The sequence below is a fragment of the Dyadobacter bucti genome (assembly GCF_005869225.1).
GTDB lineage: Bacteria > Bacteroidota > Bacteroidia > Cytophagales > Spirosomataceae > Dyadobacter > Dyadobacter bucti.
Genome location: NZ_SWFP01000004.1, coordinates 592,951 through 612,372 on the forward strand (window position 1 = coordinate 592,951; position 19,422 = coordinate 612,372).

The window sequence follows — 19,422 nt, forward strand, 5'->3', positions numbered from 1 at the left end:
ATTGCTGCCTGAATGAGACTGGGCTACAAAAAAGATCGGATGGCTTTGGCCATCCGATCTATGTATTACCTTACCCTCCACAATAATTAATTGTTTCTTATTATATCGCTATAAATTCTTTAAGTCACGTTTTTCAGTCCTTTTTTAAAATTCCGTTCCACCGTTTTTAGCAATGTTTCCGGCAATACCCGGATATTTTTAAGTACATACGATGGCGGCTCGTGTTTGGATTCATTGATTTAAAAAATATTTTGACAAAAATGATATCCAGTTTTTTAATAATTGTACTTAATATGTAAAATAACGTCTTTTTTGGTCGTAATGTTGAATTATTCAACGAATAATAACTTAGAATTTTTTTTTATTTTTCTTTAAATTTTTAGATCCCCGCAGATTTTAGGTTAAAATATAACTGATAAAAAATAGGCGTATTCGGGATGCCTGACGTGCTGTTGTATATAAAACTGCTCTTCGGAATTATTATAAAAAAACTGTGGGAAATAATTGCCACAGTTTTAAATCGGTTGGGTTCAGACAGGCTAGCCTACTTTTTCCCTGAGCGTTTGATCGGTCTGCCGTACTTCTGCATTTTCTCTTGCGCGTGATTTCTTCTTACGTTGACTTTTTTGTTTTTATCCAGCTTCTCATGAAATGCAGCACCCACAGAATCTCTCTTTGGAAGCTTTACATCGATGCTCTTCATGAAAATTTTCGGTTCTTCGTCCGGTGTGAGTATTTCTGAAATTTTCAAATTGTCAGGAAGCGGCAGCTTTGGGATCTGATAGTTCATCAACCCCTCGATTTCTTCCAGAAAATCGTGCTCTTTTTCAGTAATAAAAGATATTGCAATTCCCCGCTTATCGGCACGGCCGGTCCGTCCAATCCGGTGGATATAATTTTCCGGGATCTCCGGAATATCGAAATTGATAACATGGGACACTTCTGCAACATCCAATCCCCGTGCAATGATATCAGTGGCGATCAGGATTCTGTAAGTTCCTTCATGGAATTGCTTGACGGAATTAAAACGATGATTTTGTTCCTTGTTGGAATGAATAACCCCGATTTTATTGAGATATCCCAGCTCAAGTTGTGCATAGAGCTGGTCAGCAAGCTTCTTCGTAGCAACGAAAATCAGTACCTTATTCATATCTTCGTTCTGATCGAACAGAAGATCAAGCAAATTGACCTTGGTATAAAAGTTCGGAACGAAATAGGCCTGCTGTTCGATATTTTCAAGAGGCGTACCCACCGGCGCTGCTTCTATCCTCACCGGATTGTTGAAGTATGTCTTCATCAAATTCTCCACTTCCTCCGTAATCGTGGCAGAAAAAAGCAGGTTTTGTCTTTTTTGCGGTATGAGGTCAAGGATGTTTCTTAGCTGCGTCCGAAATCCGAGATTCAGCATTTCATCCACCTCGTCGATAACAAGCTTCTTTATGGCTTTGGTTTTCAGAGATCCGTTTAATGCAAGGTCAAGAAGTCTTCCAGGTGTGGCGATAACGATATCAGCACCATTTTTGAGTTCGGCCATTTGTACCTTGATATTCCCTCCGCCGTAAACGCCCACTACTTCGAGAGTCATGTAGGCACTCAGCTTTTTGACTTCCTCTACAACCTGGACAACAAGCTCGCGCGTTGGAACGAGCACAAGAAGTTGAGGGAGCCGGTCTTTGGAGAATTCAATCTGGCGGAGTGTAGGCAAAAGATATGCGAATGTTTTTCCGGTTCCGGTCTGTGCAATCCCGCACACATCTTTACCCGACATCATCACAGAAAATACCTTTTGCTGAATGGTCGTTGGGGTAGTATATCCCAGATCGGCCAGCGCATTTAGCAAAGGTTTGTTGAGATTTAATTCTTCAAAAGTCATGTTACAAGTTCCTTATAAATGACAAAGGTACTTTTAATCTCGAAGCCAAGGGCTCTTGTGATCAAAAATACCAATGTGGTTTGTCTCGGAACGCTAATCCGAACGGTCGCTTTCTACATTCAGCGCGTTCTTAGCCTGCCGGTGTTTTTATCGAACGTTCCCAGTGGGAAGCTGAGACCGGCGTTAAAGCCCCAGTTGTTGTTTTTGATATTCTGGTTGTTAGCGCGCGTTATATCCAGCAATCCCAATCCATAGCGGACATCCAGATTAAGCCATATTTTTCGCTGTAACCTATAATTGAGCCCACCCCCGAAAGTGAGTCCGAGATCAAACGGATTATAGACCCGGTTGTTGGTATCGCCGTTAATATTGTTGCCATTTTTATCCCTCGCACCAACCAAAAAATTCAGACTCGGTCCCAGGAAGATTTTCGGGCGCAGTTTGTCTCCGAAACGGCCAAAGAAAAAAGTGGCCAGAAGAGGCGCCTGAATGTAATTGAGGTTGGTTTCAGCGGTTTTATTTGAATTTTGGGCACCCATTTGTGTAAAAAGAAGTTGTCCGGAAAAACCAAAACCTGTTTTAGCGCTGTAATTATAGAAGCCACCAATGGTCAATCCGGGTTTCCATTTTGTATCCGAAACGTCTCCTCTAAAATTAGCCAGCGAAAGTCCCGCGATGGGGCCGATAGATACATTTTCCTGAGCATGTGCGAAAGAGGAACATAGTGCGATCAACAGAATAATACAATTTTTCATTTTAATGATTTGAATAAAGTTCGCTAGCCAGACTACAAATTACATTCCTGTGTGACAATCTGGGCGTCTGTTCTGCTAAACCTCTATCTGGTAGTTCTCTTGTTGGTTTTATTCGTTAATTTATATTTACGAATATCGGGGCGAAACGTGGAAATTTGTCTACAACCGATCACTGCCCTTCATCTTCCTCAAACGGCTGATTGGGAATCTGGTATGTTTTCAGATACGCTTTTAGCTGGGATGGCACCTTCCAGTGTTTCAGGAGGTTTTTGATGTTTTTGATCTCGGTTTTCATTTCATTCACATTTGTATTGAATTTTACAATAACTGTCGTAAGTGAATTTGCGTGCTGGTAGGGAAGTCCGCAAATTGCTGAGATCTCCTTCTGGATTTTTTCCTTTTCCGTTTCAAGGTCTTCTACCTGCTGCCGGAGGATTTTGTTGTAATAATTTAGCTGATTTTTAGTGAGGTTCTCCAGATGGTCCTGGTCTATTCTTTCAAATTCGATCTGAAGTTTCAACAACTGCAACATATTGTTTTCCTGATATGCTTGCGTAACACGCTGCATGATTTCCGTTTTACGCAGTTTTTCGGTTTCATCCTTTTCGCGATCCGGGTGAAATGCCTTGACAAGGTCCATATATACATTTCGGACAGACTTAGTGATTTTCTGCATATCCTTGCGTTCCTTTCCCTCGGCAATTTGCTGTCTCACACGCTCATTTCGTTGTTCTTCCCTGATACGCTGCTGATCTTCAACCGGAAGTTCGTGAAAAGGTCGGTTTAGGTCTGGTTCTTTTCCGGCTTCATCTTCAAGCAGGAAGGCAGGGTCTGTTATTTTTTGACCATCTACTGCTCGTTCCTGTGCCAGGATAGTTTCAATATCGACCTCGCTGTATTTATTAAAAACCGGCTTCAGTTCTGCAAATCCATGGTTTGAGATCAAATCTAGCGCACTTTCCGTGATCAGATAAGCCAGCTTGGTCTGATATGCTTTGCGAAAAAGATCACCGGAATAAGTCCGGTCCATGAGAAGTACGATTTCTGCCCGGTAGGTCTGATATTCTCTGATCAGTGGATTAAGGTCTGTTGGGATGCGGCTGATCATTTGCTCGCAGGCAGCTTGCAGCTCAGGTATCAGGCGGTCAAGCTGTTCGATTTTTTCAGAAAGCTGATTAAATTCTTTCTGTCGTTTGTTGAGAACGGAGGCAGATTCACCAATATATAATACAGATGTTTGAGACATAAGGGGGAGATGTGAATTGTGGTGTAAAGTTATAACCCCAATTCCTGATAAGAAATTAAAATGATCGCGACAACGGCGAGAATAAGGCCAAGCTTGTTGAGTTTGCTAAGCTGCTCTTTGTATATAAGCCAGGCGGCGAACGCGGAAACAAGCATGGTTAGGATGTTATAAATCGGAAACACATAGGCTGCGCTGTTTCCGAAAGAAGCCAATGCGAGCAACAAAAAATACAACGAAAGGAAATTGGGTATCCCCAGAATCATCCCTCCGACAACGCCGCGCACCTGTATTGTCTCACCGTTAAAGATAAGTTTGTAAAGCAATAACGTAGAGCCTATTATGACTGCACCGATACAGGCAATAATCATGAAAACCGTGGTTTGTCCGGGCAGGTAATATTTTACAGACAAATAATTGATCAGGGTATTGTTGGTGCCTGAAGCCAGAAAAGTGAGTGCAGGGAGAATCAAGAGCCAGTTAGCCGGGGAGGTTGTCCCATTTTGGGCTGTACTTGTTTTTTCTTTTTTATGGATAGCACCTAATGCCAGTGCTGCCAGAGCCAGTATCAAGCCTGCATAGTTGACTGCGGTGAAGTTTTTATTGTTATTTTTAAACACAAAAAGCCCGAAGATAACCGGTATTACCAGCGACATATTCCCGGCAAGCGACGCTGCTGTCACGCTCACTTTCTGAGCTGAAAGCCCTATGAGCATGAATGCTGTAACAAACATGCTGCCGAGTGCGAGCGTAAGTAATGTACCTTCTGAATGCCAGGAAACATGACTGAAAGCGTCTAAATCAGGTGTCAGGACCAGGCCGGTGAGTACGCATGAATAATAGTTGAAAACAACGGCATGAAAAGAATTTACCTGATAACGCGGATATGCACGCATGATCAGGTAAAGAGTTACGGTGAAAAAAACCGACAACAGAAAATATAACATATTAATTAAGGCTGACCGGAAAGGATCTGGTCTATGACACGTGGATAGTTTTCGTGTTCCAATTTATGAATTTTATTGGCTACATCATCCGGAGTGTCCGAAGGGTCGATGTCACAGGATGCCTGGAAAATGATATCCCCTTCGTCGTAGTGATGGTTAACATAATGAATGCTGATGCCCGATTCTTTTTCTCCGGCTTTCACGACCGCTTCGTGCACGTGATGGCCGTACATACCTTTACCGCCATATTTGGGTAACAATGCAGGATGAATATTGATCATACGTTTCGGGAAGGCATCCACAAGAAAGGGAGGTACTAGCATCATAAACCCAGCAAGCACAACCAGATCTATACCCTCGTTCTGTAAAATCTGCTGGATCTTCCCGGTTTCGTAAAATGTCTTTTTATCAAAAAAAACTACCGGTATCTGTAACTTACAAGCTCTTTTAATGACGCCGGCCTGCGGATTATTGGTAAAAATGAGTGATACTTCCACATCATCCCGGTGTAAAAAGTACAAGCAGATTTGTTCTGCGTTTGAACCGGATCCTGAGGCAAAAATGGCAAGTCTTTTCATTATGATTGGATGTAGTATTAGAATAAATTTTATTTCAAGTAATATTTGTTCTACAAAGCTATAAAAAAGAACGACTTTCGGCGTGCAAACGAAAGTCGTTCCTGTCATTTATTGTAAAATCAGGCGCTAATTCATCTATTAGTAGATTTTGGTGAGCTCGCTGTAACCCATCAGCTTTCCTTTCCGGTAGGTTTCAGTTTTTAAATCCCATATCACACCAGGCGCACGGTAAGATACACTGGACATTTCCATCTTTACCGGAAAACCCATTACCATCTCCATATTCAGATCTGAATTGATTTTATATGCATCAAACGTCCCGGCCGGAATAGTTAGTTTTTCCTGGCTTGCTACGTTCCGATTTTTAATATACATATTAAAGTTAACAGCCATCGGTCCCGACGTACCAGTGCCTTTTACAGATGCATCTTTTAATTTTTCGCCTACCGTATATTGGGCAGGAAACTCGATATTATCATAAGTGAACTTCATCTCCATGTTCTGGAATGATTTAAGTTGTTCCTGGCTGATCAACGAATTGGCATCCAGGATCAGTGTTTTGCCGTCACATATCATTTTGTAGGTATTCTTGATTTCCGACTTTCCTTTGTTATTAAACGATTCCATATCAATCGTAATAACCGTGTTGCTTCCCTGCGTTTCTACTTTTGCGATCTTGTAATCCAGTTTTCCGATCGATTTCCCTTTTGCATCGTAGTTGTTCATTTCGAATCCGCCGCCCTGTTTCATTTTGATCCCTGCGCATTCCTGGGCCGCAACCTGCATGCTCGTGATGATCAAAAGAAGGAAACTTAATAGTGTATGCTTTTTCATAGTGCTTGTGATTGATTTTATTGTTAAGAGTAAAGATACCTTTTCGGGTCAGTATTTTTTACCGCCGGTTACGTAAATTGATTAAACGGAAAACACGGGTTTTTCTACGTCCAGATCATCGTAATGAGGCCCAGCAGCATAATGACCTTGCATAAGTTGCTGATTTGCCGGAAGTCCTTTCGCGTGTCGGCCCGTATCAGTTTGACAGCCAGCCAGGAAACAGGGATAAGCAGCAGCGAGAAGAGTAAAACCAGGAGATTATTGTCGAGCGCACGCGCCATGATGAACAGTGTCATGACAAAAAGTGCAAGTACTGCATAAAGGAAATTTTTTGTACGGCGGATACCCCAAACAATCGGAAGTGTCCGGCAGCCGTGGGCAGAATCCCCTTTTATATCCTCCATATCTTTGACAATTTCACGGATAAGCGATATGAAAAAGGAGAAAACCGCATAAATGAAAACGAGGTGGCGGTTCGCAGGGTATTCCACCGTCAGGATCAGGAGTGTGAAGCCGGTTAACAATGACACGATAAGATTCCCGATGAAGGGCAGGCGTTTGTACCGCTCGGAATAAAACCAGAGCAAGGTGATCGAAAATACATTGATAATAAATATATAAGGACTCACAAACAAACCCATAATGGCGCCCAGGACATTTAGTACCTGATGTGCGCCCATTGCCCACCTTCGTTTGAGGTACCGGCCTACCACTACACGTTCCGGTTTGTTGACAATATCAATTTTGATGTCGAAATAATCATTGATAATATACCCCGCCGCTGCGATGCAAACGGTGGATAAGGATAAGACAAACATATCTGCATCGGTGATAATGCTGCGCCAGTCCTGTCTTGGGCCAATCAGGAGAATGCGTGTAAGATATTGTGTAAGTGCAACAATGACAAGGTTCGACATGCGTACCAGTCGTGCACTTCCGGCAATATAATCCCGCAATCTGATTTTTGGTCTGGAAGACACATTCATGGAGGTTATTCAAAATAGAAGGTTGGGACGATAAAATTATTCATTTAAAAGCATTAACGATAATTCTTGACATCTTTATCCATTTGTGTGGGATAAAAAAGAGGCATTTGTTGTTAGCTGTTTACGATCTGTAAATCGCAGATCTGTCTGACGTGACTTTCAACTATCAAAATAAAATTATGAAAATTGGTATTGTATGCTATCCTACCTTCGGAGGAAGCGGTGTGGTAGCTACCGAACTTGGGAAAGCACTTGCAAAAGCTGGTCATCAGGTTCATTTTATTACGTACTCCCAACCTCAGAGACTCGACTTTTTTAATGAAAACCTTTATTACCATGAAGTAAATATACCTTCATATCCACTGTTTCAATATGCTCCTTACGAGTCGGCGCTTTCCAGCGAAATGGTGCATGTGGTGACCAATGCAGGTCTTGATTTATTGCATGTGCACTACGCTATACCCCATGCTTCGTCGGCATATTTGGCCAAACAGATCCTTGCGCAGCAAGGGATCCATATTCCGGTCATCACTACTTTACATGGAACAGATATCACGCTGGTTGGAAAAGACGCATCTTTTGAACCTGTTGTGACGTTCAGCATTAACCAGTCAGATGGCATCACGGCTGTTTCTGAATCCTTGAAAGCCGATACATACGGTCATTTCAATATTACCAAGGACATCGAGGTGATTCCCAATTTTATTGATCTGGACCGTTTCAACCGTCAGAAAAAGGAACATTTTAAACTGGCCATTTGCCCGAACAATGAAAAGCTGATCGTACATACTTCCAATTTCAGGAAAGTGAAAAGGATCGATGACGTCATCATGGTATTCAGCAAGCTGAGAGAATTACTCCCAAGCAAGTTGCTTTTGGTTGGCGATGGCCCGGACCGTGCGCGTATCGAACGTTTGTGCAAAGACCTTGATATGCTTGCTGATGTAAGGTTTCTAGGAAAGCTGGATGCGATCGAAGAAGTACTTTCAGTAGCAGACCTGTTCCTGATGCCTTCAGAATCGGAAAGCTTCGGACTGGCGGCTCTGGAAGCATTAGCCTGTGAAGTTCCGCTGATCACTTCCAATGCAGGAGGTTTACCAGAACTGAACTTGCATGGCGTTACCGGGTTTTTGAGCAATGTAGGTGATGTGGACGATATGGTACGTAATGCAGCTTATGTGTTGCATGATGATAATCTGCCAAGATTCAAGGTCAACGCGCTCGCGCGGGCAAAAGAATTTGATGTTGCCAGGATATTGCCGCATTATGAGGCATATTATGAGCGTGTTGTAGAAAACAGCAAGGCCGCAATCTGAGGCGGGTATAATATTTTTAGGTCTGGCGCTTTAACACCATAAAGCGCCAGACTATGTTACCCAATATTCCGTATACCAGTTTCAAAAGAGTAGTGATAGTCGGGGCGGGATTTGGCGGCCTCTCGCTTGCCAGGGAAATCGCAAAAAGAGAAGATTTGCAGGTTGTGCTCATCGACCGAAATAACTACCATCAGTTTCAGCCACTCTATTACCAGGTTGCCATGGCCGGGCTTGAACCCAGCTCCATTTCTTTCCCGCTTCGAAAAATTTTCCAATCCAAAACAAACGTGCACATTCGTATCACGGAGGTGCATGGCGTAAATCCTGACAGGAAATCCATAGATACCAGTCTGGGTGAAATCACATACGATTACCTTGTGATAGCCACGGGCGCGTGTACCAATTATTTTGGAATGAAAGAAATCGAAGAACGGGCGATTCCAATGAAAACGGTATCCGAAGCGCTGGCCCTCAGAAACCGGATATTACAGAATTTTGAGGACGCTTTATCTGTGGATTCAGAAGATGAGCGGCAAGGTTTGATGAGCGTGGTGGTGGTAGGGGGCGGCCCTACCGGCGTTGAGCTTTCAGGTACTTTGGCTGAAATGAAACACTTTATTCTCCCGAAAGATTACCCCGAAATGGATTTCAAGGCCATGCAGATATACCTTCTGGAAGCAGCGGATGAATTGCTGGGCGCGATGTCCGATGAATCGTCAAAAAAATCGATGGAGTATCTTGAGAAAATGGGCGTAAATGTTGAGACCGGGCAGGTTGTTACTTCTTTTGACGGTAAATATGTTACCACCAAGCAGGGAATGCGGATTCGTGCAGACAATCTTGTATGGGCAGCAGGTGTAAAAGCCAATCCTTTGAAAGGATTGGATCCAAAAGTGATTGTACGCGGGGGTCGCATCAAAGTTGATACCTACAACCGGGTTGAGGGCTATGATACAATTTTTGCATTGGGCGATGTGGCCCACATGAGCGAGGGAAAATGGGAAAACGGTCATCCGCAGCTAGCTCAGCCCGCGATACAGCAGGGCAAGGCGCTCGCACGAAATGTATGGAGGGTAATGGACGGGAAGAAGGCAATTCCGTTTAGTTACAAAGATTTAGGTTCTATGGCTACAGTGGGGCGCAACAGGGCCGTTGTGGATCTGCCATTTGTTAAATTTCAGGGATTTCTTGCATGGCTGACCTGGATGTTCGTACACCTTATATCAATAGTCGGGGTAAAAAACCGGGTTCTGATCCTGATCAACTGGCTTTGGAATTATGTAACCTACGATCAGTCACTCAGGCTGATATTGCGACCGAAATCCATGGATAAAAATCTCAAGAATGAAGAAGTTGTGTGAGAAAACCGCTCGTAACATCATGAAACCTTTCCCGTGCCCGATTGGATCATTCGCTAGGTTTTAGTTATCTTCGTGTGTTATTCTTTGTTAGGTTTGCGTTATACATAGCGTATTAAACTATTGAAAAATGAAACTCGTATTCAACATAATCCTCATATTTCTGCTCCTGATAGCGTTTGTACCTTTTTTCCGGAGATTTATTTTCCATTTGCTGGTAGGACGGCAATTAATCAAGGAGCAAGAAAGGCAGTTCAAGGCACAGCAACAGCAGCGAAATACCAATCCTGGTGTGAAAGTCGATAATGTTCCGCCGGATCAGAATCCATCGTCCCGCTACCGTGGAGGTGAATATGTCGATTATGAAGAAGTGAAATAATAGATTTTAGCACCAGTATAAAGCAGAATCGCCCGGGAATTTCCCGGGCGATTCTGCTTTAATATTATATCCGGATAACTACCGGCTCAGATATAGGTTACGTTCGCCGTAAATCTTCTGAAAAAAATCATCCTGCAAGTCGTCTATGAAATAAATGGCCTCTCCGGTAGATTTCATTTCCGGGCCGAGCTCTTTGTTCACATTTGGAAACTTGTTGAAAGAGAATACCGGAATTTTAATCGCCCAGCCTTTTTTGACAGGGTTAAAAGTGAAATCTTTCACTTTTTTGGCACCCAGCATCAGTTTCGTGGCGTAGTTGACATAAGGTTCCTGGTATGCCTTACAAATAAACGGAACGGTTCTGGATGCTCTGGGATTTGCCTCAATTACGTAAACAACTCCATTTTTGACAGCAAACTGCACATTGATCAGCCCTTTAACACTCATGGCCAGTGCAATTTTTCGCGTATGCTCTTCAATCTGGCGGACTTCGTCGTCGGTCAGGTCAAAATGAGGCAGCGTTGCGTGTGAGTCTCCGGAATGGATACCAGCCGGCTCAATATGTTCCATCACACCAATGATGTAAGCATCTTCACCGTCGCAGATTGCATCGGCTTCTGCTTCAAGCGCTCCTTCCAGAAAGTGGTCAAGCAAAATGTTGTTATCCGGGATGTCATGCAGGATTTTCACTACATGCTGTTCCAGTTCTTTTTCATTGATCACAATTTTCATATTCTGTCCACCCAAAACGTAGCTCGGGCGAACCAGCAAAGGAAAACCAAGTGAGCGGGACAGTTCTACCGCCGCGTCTGAAGTCCGGACAGTACCAAATTGCGGGAATGGGATACCCAGTTCTTCCAGAAGCGAAGAGAAACGGCCCCGGTCTTCTGCCCAGTCCAGAGAATGGTAGCTGGTGCCAATGATCTTAATGCCGTATTTTTCAAGTTTCTCAGCCATTTTGAGTGCTGTCTGCCCGCCAAGCTGCACAATAACACCCTCGGGTTTTTCATGCTGAATGATGTCGAACACATGCTCCCAGAATACCGGCTCAAAGTACAGCTTATCAGAAATATCCGGGTCGGTAGAAACTGTTTCAGGATTACAATTGATCATGATCGTTTCGTAACCACACTCCTTTGCCGCCAATACTCCGTGCACACATGAATAGTCGAACTCGATTCCCTGTCCGATACGGTTAGGTCCGGAGCCAAGTACCACGACCTTTTTGCGGTCGCTGGCGATTGATTCATTGTCGGGATATTCCTGAGAAGTATTGAATGTAGAGTAGTAATAGGGGGTTTTTGCCTCAAACTCAGCAGCGCAGGTATCCACACATTTATATACACGCTTGATGCCCAGAGCTGTTCTGCGATCGTAAACCTTACTTTCCTTGGTGTTCAGCAAATGTGCAATCTGACGGTCGGCGTATCCTTTTTGTTTTGCTATTAAAAGCAGTTCTTTCGGTAGATCTTCGAGGTCAAATTTCTCGATTTCATGTTCAAGCTCGATCAGCTCTTCGATCTGGCGCAGGAACCAGGAGTCAATTTTGGTAAGATTTTGGATCGTTTTGAACGAAAGACCGATTTTGAATGCGTCATAAATGTGGAATAAACGGTCCCAGCTCGGGTGCTGCAGGCTATGTTTGATAGCTTCCTGGTCACGTAGCTCGCGACCGTCGGCACCAAGGCCATTTCTGCGGATTTCCAGTGACTGACATGCTTTTTGCAAAGCCTCCTGGAAATTACGTCCGATTCCCATCGCCTCGCCCACAGACTTCATTTGAAGACCCAGTGAGCGGTCTGCACCTTTGAACTTATCAAAATTCCAGCGCGGAACTTTTACAATAACATAATCAATTGAAGGCTCAAAAAACGCGGAAGTGCTGCCCGTAATAGGGTTGATCAGCTCGTCTAGGTTGTACCCGATCGCCATTTTCGCTGCAATTTTCGCGATGGGGTAGCCGGTAGCTTTGGAAGCAAGGGCAGAAGACCGGGATACACGCGGGTTAATTTCAATCGCAATGATCTGGTCGTCAGCAGGATTTACAGAAAACTGAACATTACAGCCGCCTGCAAATTTCCCGATACCATCCATCATTTTGATCGCCAGGTCCCGCATTTGCTGATAGAGTGTATCAGGCAACGTCATCGCCGGTGCTACGGTGATACTATCGCCGGTATGAACACCCATCGGATCGAAATTCTCGATCGAGCAGATGATGATAAAGTTTCCTTTACCGTCGCGAAGCAATTCCAGCTCGTATTCTTTCCAGCCCATCGCGCTTTGTTCAACCAAAACTTCGTGGACGGGAGAGGCGTGGAGACCATTATTGAGGGCTTTATCAAAATCTTCTTCCCTTTCAACAAATCCACCGCCGGTTCCTCCCAAAGTGTAGGAAGGCCTGATCACAAGCGGAAAACCAATTTCCTGAGCGATCTCTTTTCCTTCCAGAAACGACCTTGCGGTACGTCCCTTGCATACATTTACGTCGAGTTCCAGCATTTTAAGACGGAATTTCTCCCTGTCTTCTGTGGTTTCGATCGCTTTAATGTCTACACCTATAATATCAACATCATATTTTTTCCAGACACCGGCTTTGTCACAATCAATAGCCAGGTTCAACGCAGTCTGGCCACCCATAGTCGGAAGTACCGCATCGATAGGGCGTCCCATCGCTTTGTGTTTTTCCAGAATTTCAACAATGGATTTCTTCTCTAAAGGTAGCAGATAAACATGATCGGCGCTGATAGGGTCCGTCATAATCGTCGCCGGATTGGAGTTGATCAGAACAACTTCTATTCCTTCCTCGCGTAATGAACGTGCTGCCTGTGAGCCTGCATAGTCAAATTCGCAAGCCTGACCGATGATAATTGGACCTGAACCGATAATTAGAACGGAATTGATATTCGTATTTTTGGGCACAGTAATATGGTAATTTGTAGAAATGAAGAAAAAAACTTTAACAACTTTTGGGGTTGCCTGGTAATTTTGAGCAGGGGTACGTCCAAAAATTCCACAAAGTTAATTCACATATCGGAAAAAGAAGGGTTGGGTACTGGAAATCTGCATTAATTTTTAGTCTAAACATTAAGACCTGCTTATAAGTAATTGAATATAAGCTTATTTGTAGCAGAAGGTAAGAATGTTTCTGATACAATTTGATACGGAACCGTGGCGTCGATGTCAAAATTTATTGTAACGGAACAATAGAAGGGGCGGAAATGTCGAAATCGCGAAGCCGGAGTGGTACATTTCCACTCGCACCAAAGCGGAACGGGGCGGAGTTACCGGGGATATTGGGATAGTAACCCATCTTGATCTGAATAGTGTTGAACGTCAAACTCTCATTTCGAAGCCTGAGGCCAAGCCCATATCCCTGATAAAGCGGACCGTCCCATAAATGCAATTGGTCGCTGTTGACAAGACCGAGGTCGATAGAAACGAAATACGCGATCCGGAACCCGAGAATACTTTTATCAGAGAAAAAAACCGTTTCTGTGCCGACAGTGAATTTTTTGGTTCCTATCAACTGATCGTTATTGATTCCCCTGATCCCCTGCTCACCACTGATATTCAGGTAATCCAGCGGATCGCGGTTAATACCCCGCGTATAACGAAAACTTAAAAACTGCCTGAAAAAACTGTAACGAAAAGGGATCAGGTTGCTGATGTAGTTGATCTGCCCGCTGACAACTCCCTGCTGAGCCTTACCGTTTTTGGAATATGTACCAACATTAGCAAGCCCGTACATGTAGCCGAGGTTGTGCGGAAGGTATCGGCCTGCGGCGTACTGGATGCCGCCGTATCCCCTGGATCCAAATTCGGTATTTTCCTGCCCCAATGTAAGCGAAAAGAGGTTTCCGACCGGAACGTCCTCCGTCCGCCCGAAGCCATAGATCAATACGTCCCTTTTATAGTTCCTGTTGGAGTACCCGAAACTCACCAGGGTAGCGCTACGGTTCCAATAGAGGCGGTTGCTATCCGGCGTCACTTCCGGCCTTTGCACAAAATGGTATTTGTTATGCCGGATTGCGGCAACGATCCGGGAATTTTCGCTTAGTTTACTGTTTTTAAAGGGGAATTTGAAGGCTCGTCCAAGCCAGGCATCATAGTAGTTGAATTTTGTAGGGAAAATCAACGGCTCTTCGATGTCATTGATAAGCCGTTTATTTTGACGCACCCATACACGACCGGCATCCACGGATCCGGCATATTTGGTTTCCGTGGTTAAAAAGCGACGATAAAAGCGGATCGATTTCTCTTCCAGGTCCCGTTCATAAATAAAACTGGCCTGGCCGGTGATGAAAGTTTTGCCGATATAAGGTACGGTGTAAATGGTCCTGAACTGGAATTTTTTACCCACATTATCCAGCGCGTCCCATCGGACTCTGGTGAGCTGCGAGTGGGTGGTACCCCGCACGTTGATATCCTCAATCCCAACATTGAATTTCTTAAATGAGCTGAAACCACCAGCAAAATTCAACGACCATGAATCCTGTATCAGTACAACCACATCTGCCATCCAGGTTACATCTTTGCGGGGAATGACAATGATACGGGCATCGACAATGGTTTTGTTCGTTCTGAGCAGACGTTCATTGTCTTTCAACACCTGCGCCTGAATATCGTCACCTTCCGAAAACAGTAAAAATGATCTCCTGATGATCCCTTCGCGGGTATTGGTATGGACCCGTTTGCTGAGAAACTTTTCCAGCCGGTTTCCTTTTCTTGTTGTATCATAAACCGATTCGCCCAGTATGTCAAGCTGGCGGATAAATACTTTGCGGATCACCATTCCCTCGTACGGAGTAAACGGATTTGTTTCAATTTCCTTTACCTCAGTAACCTTTCCCTGGTTATACACATCCCGGAACAAAAGCCTGTAAACAGCCCGCGAAAATTTCGTTTTCGACATCCTGGCTTTCAGGTTCGTATAGCGGATGCTATCCCGGCTGTGTACTTCCAGGCTATCGGGATTTTGGGCCGATGCAAAGGTCGCCAGCAACAGAAAAAGCACTAAATATCTACACATGTGCACTTTTAATTCCAAATCAACAGACTTAACGTAAACGTACGGATGTCTGATATAATGAGATCGCTTAAAGGGATTTAAAGAACGGGCGTAGGCGGCTTTTTGGTAAGAAAATTATGGTCTATTCGCTTCGATAATGGCAGTGGAAGTTTTTTCGGTGTTGCTGGGAGACGGGGCACTTTTAAGCGCAAACTTTCCGTTCGGCCGGATCAGCGCGAACGTGGCGGCATCCAGCGGGTTTAGTTTAAAGAGCAGGTCCATGCTCTGGCTGCTGTCCAGAAACAGGTGTACACCTTTGAGCCTGTGCCTGACAACATATTGCTTCAGCAGCGCATCCGAAACAACTAGTTCGTCCCCCGCCAAGTGCAGGTAAATGAAGACAACATTCTGCGGGACCTGCGCCTGCAGCATAGGCATGTAGTCCAGTTCTTCCCTGCTTTTGGCGTCTTCAAAATTCCATTTCGACAGGTAAATGGTTTTTCCTTTGTAAAGATCCAGGATACGGTTCAGCCAGGACGTGCCCCGGTCATTGGAAGCAGCGATAAAATAACCGGGCAAAACTTCGGTCGGGTCTGTTTTGAGATCTTTAAACTCCACTATTCTTCGGATATCGCTGCTGTCCTTCACTTCCAGGCGTACGATTTCATCCACCGACTGCCTGAACTGCGGAATACCAATCCTGGACTGAACATGCGAATTGAGCAGGAGTTGTTGTTTATAGGTATAACGGTAAAGGTTTTTGGCAAGATACCTTGCTTTGAGAAACTCCGTCGCAGTACTGTCGAAAAGGTCGGAGTAAATCCTGCTTTCCCTTTCAAAATTGAAAAGCAGGTTCAGTACCATTTCATTTTTAGCAAAAATCTTATTCAGGAAATCAAGTTCGCCTTTTTCTGCAATCCCATTGCCTTGTATATCTGTCAAACGCTGCTTTTCCTCGGTAGTGAGCGTCGAAACATTATTTTTGATCAAGGTCGCCATCAGCCGCACAGGAAGAGAGTTGGTACGGGTGGGATTGGAATACTTCCTTTCCTCTACCCGCTGGTCCGCATATGCGCCAAAACGATTAGCCCAGAGCACGCGCTGAGCCGTAAGCGGCGGGGCAGAAAGTCGGTTCAGGCTGTCGAGCAGGTCCTTTCCAAGACTAATCTGGTTGCTCAGCGCATGTTCAAAAAGTATCTGAAGCTGTTCTTCGTCCGCGATCGACTTGGCCCAGTTAAACAAAGCCGGAGAATAGACCTGATTTTGGGATACGTTTTGGATCGCCGAGAGCCTGAGTTGCGCCCGCCTCGCAGCCAGCGCCTTGGCGTCGGATGCACTTGTCTCCCAGAAAGACCTGAAAAAATCGGTGCCTAATGATCTATTGGAATTTAAAAGTTGGTTTTCCGCAGCCACATATTGCATAAACTGGTTGTTGGCGTCGGCATTCGCACCAGCGAAATAGAACAGTTTTTTTGCTTTGCCCAGGGAGTCACCGTCGAAGGTAATCTCAACTGTCCCCTTTGAACCCAGAAATGTAGTGAAAGCTCTTCCCCCATAGTCCAGGTAAAACTCTTCGCTTGGGAAAAGTATCGGCAAAGACAGACGAAAACTGCCGTCCGCTTCCAGCGGCGCTTGTTTGCTCAGTTCTGACTGCGGCTGTAAGATATTGTTCCTGGAAAACGTAATGAATGGCGCCTGGCGGTAAAGTCTTCCGTTCAGGTTAAGGATCCGTCCTTTGATGATCAGAGAGTCAGTGGAAGCAAAAGTTTCGGATAAAAAACCGGAAAGCAGAACGGCCAGAAGGATAAAGCGCATGCACATGAAAATTAAAAATTGTAACGAAAAATAGTGAGCCTTTTTTATCGAACCAAATTTGTTCCTGTTATTTCCCCGCATTATCCCGCAGGATCTCAGGCTAAATCAGATACGGTCTTCACTGAAAGCTCCATCGCCCGGTGTATCGGCGCCCGGCGCTCCGGCGCCCGGCGCTCCGGCTTCGTAGCGGACATATATTCCGTGGTAGCGGTCCTGGACTGAATAGTCTTTCCGCAGAGGATGTCCTTCCCAATCTTCCGGCAGAAGTATCCTGCGCAGATCCGGGTGTCCCTCAAAATGGATACCCATCAGATCAAAAGCTTCGCGTTCATGCCAGTCGGCAGTCCGCCAGATGTGGCTTACAGTCGGTACCGAAGGCAGCGGATCGCCTGGGATATTTCTTGGAAAAGTTGCTTTCAGCATGAGGTCATGCCCATACGGGATGGATGTAAGGTTATAAATCACTTCCATCGTATTCAACCCCGCGCCATTGTCCATAGCTGTTATGCAAGCGAGATAATCAAAATACAGACGGTTGTCCTCATGCAGAAACTTGCAAATTTCGCCCACTTTTTCAACCGGAACAATCAGTACCGGCTGCGGCTCTTTGGCATCGGCATCAATCTCAATATCGGTAAACTGTGAAGAAATAATAGCCGTGATTTCCTGAAAAGTCATGATTGGATCAAATTAAATATGTCATTGCGCTACGGTCTCAGCGGCTTCCATTTCCAGGAACAATTCCGGGGCCAACGGGTGCTCGCCCCTGATCTTTTCCTGTAGTTTCATAAAGCCTCCGATCAGTGCCTCCGGCCGTGGAGGACAACCCGGAACGTATACGTCGACGGGTATGATCCTGTCCACACCTTTCACCACATGGTAGCCATGTTCCCAGTAAGGACCTCCACAGTTTGAGCAACTGCCCATAGAAATAACATAGCGAGGCTCCGGCATTTGTTCATACAATCTGCGGATCCGGTCGGCCATTTTAAAGGTTACCGTTCCTGCTACGATCATCACATCCGACTGGCGGGGAGACGGCCGCGGCATGATCCCGAAACGTTCCAGATCATAGTTTGAAGCGTACGCAGCCATCATTTCGATGGCACAGCATGCCAGCCCGAAACCCATCGGCCACAGCGAAGAAAGACGCGCCCAGTTCATCAGATCTTCCGCATTCGTCAGTATAATGCCGCCGTCACCGGTTTTTATTCTTTCACTCATTTTTCTTAGTAGCGTTATCTTTATTTTTTTGGGAAGATTTTCTCAGGTATTGTCACTTTTTGTCAGGTGTGGTCAGATATTGTTATTTATGGTCAGGTGTTGTTAACTTCATGACAATCCATGACAATAAATGACTTCATGATAACTCATGACCTCATAACACTCCATAACCTACTTTCCCACTTCCCAATATTTCGCTCCTTCCGTGGTACGGATATTGCTCTTAAAGAGGTATGACCGTGCCGTACAAAAGTAACCATATTTAAGAATAAACGGTTTCCATTCATTCAGAACCCATAAATTAACTACACGTCAATATGAAAATCAAACTACTTTTTTGTGCCTTGCTGGCCATGTTAGTGATCGAGGTGAAAGCGCAGCAGGATTCTACGTTCAGGACGTTCAAACAGGGGATGGCTATCTACGCCGAGTTTGGACTTTTACCTAATAACAAATCCATGAGAGACCAGCTAGACCGGTTGAATATCAAGCCATTCACATCTATGATGGGCTCATTTGTGCTGGCTCGAAGAATGGAAGGCCAAAAATGGTTTTCGGAGGGACGCATTATTTTGATGAACAGTACCAATTACACTTCAGACAAGGATGTGCCGAAGGCCTACCTGGGCGGTCTAGGCTTTGGAATGGATGGTGGGCCAAAATTGGTGAACACGAGCAGATGGAATGTACTGATCCCGATCGGGGTGGATGTTATGTTTTACCGGCTCAAAATAAGAAACAACGGTTCTGCTACCCTTTCACAGATTGTTCAGAATCCCGGAGCCTACCAACCGGTCAAGTTGTTTACCAGAAATATCAATGCCCACGCGGGTATCGGCGTCGATTATAAATTGAATACCAGGTCCAGGATCAACGATGCTGTTTACATCAGCGGGAAGGCAACATATCATTTGCCGGTTCTGGGCAGGAGAGATTGGAAAAGTGAGGATGTAACAGTCTCCGATCTTTCTAACCTGAAACTGAACCAGGTTTATCTGCAGCTGGGATTGGTGTTTTTCCCAAAAAACAGCGGTAAAATGTGGCATGGGATGCACTGAGGGAAAATAGGTTATCGCAGCATGCAAAGCGAATTCTTATGAATT

General features: G+C 44.7%; 16 protein-coding genes. 4 read left to right on the forward strand and 12 right to left on the reverse strand.

Going from position 1 to position 19,422, the window contains the following annotated elements; all coding sequences use genetic code 11:
- Positions 1-544 precede the first annotated feature (544 nt).
- The 7 genes from FBF61_RS16110 to FBF61_RS16140 form a co-directional block, all read right to left on the reverse strand.
- Entirely contained in the window at positions 545-1,873 is a 1,329-nt protein-coding gene (locus FBF61_RS16110; protein ID WP_138478991.1) for a DEAD/DEAH box helicase, read from the reverse strand.
- Between the two features lie 119 nt (positions 1,874-1,992).
- Positions 1,993-2,628: a porin family protein gene (locus FBF61_RS16115; RefSeq protein WP_138478993.1), complete on the reverse strand. Its 636-nt coding sequence runs from the start codon at positions 2,626-2,628 to the stop codon at positions 1,993-1,995.
- A 169-nt stretch (positions 2,629-2,797) separates the two neighbouring features.
- Entirely contained in the window at positions 2,798-3,874 is a 1,077-nt protein-coding gene (locus tag FBF61_RS16120; protein WP_138478995.1) for a hypothetical protein, read from the reverse strand.
- 29 nt (positions 3,875-3,903) lie between these two features.
- Positions 3,904-4,818 carry a hypothetical protein gene (locus FBF61_RS16125; RefSeq protein ID WP_138478997.1) on the reverse strand — a complete coding sequence of 305 codons (915 nt, stop codon included), beginning with the start codon at positions 4,816-4,818 and terminating at the stop codon, positions 3,904-3,906.
- Positions 4,819-4,823: 5 nt separating this feature from the next.
- On the reverse strand, positions 4,824-5,396 hold the full coding sequence (gene purN / locus FBF61_RS16130) for a phosphoribosylglycinamide formyltransferase (RefSeq protein ID WP_138478999.1): 573 nt from the start codon (positions 5,394-5,396) through the stop codon (positions 4,824-4,826).
- A gap of 138 nt (positions 5,397-5,534) precedes the next feature.
- Positions 5,535-6,230: a TapB family protein gene (locus tag FBF61_RS16135; RefSeq protein WP_138479001.1), complete on the reverse strand. Its 696-nt coding sequence runs from the start codon at positions 6,228-6,230 to the stop codon at positions 5,535-5,537.
- Positions 6,231-6,334: 104 nt separating this feature from the next.
- The gene (locus FBF61_RS16140; protein WP_138479003.1) at positions 6,335-7,216 is read right to left on the reverse strand and encodes a geranylgeranylglycerol-phosphate geranylgeranyltransferase; all 882 of its coding nucleotides are present in this window, start codon (positions 7,214-7,216) and stop codon (positions 6,335-6,337) included.
- Positions 7,217-7,395: 179 nt separating this feature from the next.
- Here FBF61_RS16140 and bshA point away from each other — a divergent pair, with 179 nt between their 5' ends.
- The 3 genes from bshA to FBF61_RS16155 all read left to right on the forward strand — a co-directional run bounded on the left by bshA (position 7,396) and on the right by FBF61_RS16155 (position 10,269).
- Positions 7,396-8,532 carry an N-acetyl-alpha-D-glucosaminyl L-malate synthase BshA gene (gene bshA, locus FBF61_RS16145; protein WP_138479005.1) on the forward strand — a complete coding sequence of 379 codons (1,137 nt, stop codon included), beginning with the start codon at positions 7,396-7,398 and terminating at the stop codon, positions 8,530-8,532.
- A gap of 53 nt (positions 8,533-8,585) precedes the next feature.
- Positions 8,586-9,893 carry an NAD(P)/FAD-dependent oxidoreductase gene (locus FBF61_RS16150; RefSeq protein ID WP_138479008.1) on the forward strand — a complete coding sequence of 436 codons (1,308 nt, stop codon included), beginning with the start codon at positions 8,586-8,588 and terminating at the stop codon, positions 9,891-9,893.
- Positions 9,894-10,020: 127 nt separating this feature from the next.
- The gene (locus FBF61_RS16155; protein ID WP_138479010.1) at positions 10,021-10,269 is read left to right on the forward strand and encodes a DUF4834 domain-containing protein; all 249 of its coding nucleotides are present in this window, start codon (positions 10,021-10,023) and stop codon (positions 10,267-10,269) included.
- A gap of 78 nt (positions 10,270-10,347) precedes the next feature.
- On the opposite strand, the gene carB is transcribed toward FBF61_RS16155, so the two are convergent.
- The 5 genes from carB to nuoB form a co-directional block, all read right to left on the reverse strand.
- Positions 10,348-13,191 (reverse strand): carbamoyl-phosphate synthase large subunit, encoded by a 2,844-nt coding sequence (carB, locus tag FBF61_RS16160; RefSeq protein WP_138479012.1) that lies wholly within the window; start codon positions 13,189-13,191, stop codon positions 10,348-10,350.
- Between the two features lie 268 nt (positions 13,192-13,459).
- Positions 13,460-15,301 (reverse strand): BamA/TamA family outer membrane protein, encoded by a 1,842-nt coding sequence (locus FBF61_RS16165; RefSeq protein ID WP_138479014.1) that lies wholly within the window; start codon positions 15,299-15,301, stop codon positions 13,460-13,462.
- Between the two features lie 114 nt (positions 15,302-15,415).
- Positions 15,416-17,095 carry a hypothetical protein gene (locus FBF61_RS16170; protein ID WP_229215076.1) on the reverse strand — a complete coding sequence of 560 codons (1,680 nt, stop codon included), beginning with the start codon at positions 17,093-17,095 and terminating at the stop codon, positions 15,416-15,418.
- A 105-nt stretch (positions 17,096-17,200) separates the two neighbouring features.
- A complete protein-coding gene (locus FBF61_RS16175; RefSeq protein ID WP_138479017.1) occupies positions 17,201-17,773 on the reverse strand; it encodes an NADH-quinone oxidoreductase subunit C in 573 nt (190 codons plus the stop codon).
- A 21-nt stretch (positions 17,774-17,794) separates the two neighbouring features.
- Positions 17,795-18,319 (reverse strand): NADH-quinone oxidoreductase subunit NuoB, encoded by a 525-nt coding sequence (gene nuoB / locus FBF61_RS16180; protein WP_138479019.1) that lies wholly within the window; start codon positions 18,317-18,319, stop codon positions 17,795-17,797.
- Between the two features lie 317 nt (positions 18,320-18,636).
- Here nuoB and FBF61_RS16185 point away from each other — a divergent pair, with 317 nt between their 5' ends.
- Positions 18,637-19,377 (forward strand): hypothetical protein, encoded by a 741-nt coding sequence (locus FBF61_RS16185; RefSeq protein ID WP_138479021.1) that lies wholly within the window; start codon positions 18,637-18,639, stop codon positions 19,375-19,377.
- Positions 19,378-19,422: the final 45 nt, after the last annotated feature.